Annotated in this window: 1 pseudogene; it reads left to right on the forward strand. The window is 68.0% G+C overall.

Annotated features, from left to right (window positions below):
• Window positions 1-87: 87 nt before the first annotated feature.
• Window positions 88-462: pseudogene (locus tag Q0994_RS33940) on the forward strand (hypothetical protein); the annotation flags it as partial.

Genomic DNA, 462 nt, shown 5'->3' on the forward strand with positions numbered 1-462 from the left:
CCGGACCACACGAATGGAGAACGCCCAGTGCTCGATGCACATATGAATGGGGAAGGCAGGCGTGGCAAAGGGGCCGTTCCGAACAGCATGTTCGTATCCGGGCTCACGGTGCTCGTACTCAATCTGCTGGTCTGGGGCGGTGTGAGCTGTCTCTTCGTGTTCGGGTGGGAGTTCGCAGGAGCGGCCACGAACTGCGGTCCGCGCATCGGTGTCCCGTGTCCCCCCGGTACCGGCTACGCGATTGCGGCGCCGTGGGTGGTGGGTCTCGCGGCGCTGGCACTGCTCATCCATGCCTGGCAGGAGGGCGTCCGCGGGCCCCTGCCGGCCGCTGCGGCGCCCTTCATTCTGGGTGCGGCCCTCGGAGCCCGCTTTCTCTGGTCTGCGGCGTTCGTCGCCGACACAGGCCAGAGCCGGGTGGTCATGGCCGTCATCGGCCTGCTGAGCACCCTGCTGCTCGGCGTG

This window comes from uncultured Streptomyces sp. (assembly GCF_947488945.1).
In the GTDB taxonomy this organism is placed as follows: domain Bacteria; phylum Actinomycetota; class Actinomycetes; order Streptomycetales; family Streptomycetaceae; genus Streptomyces.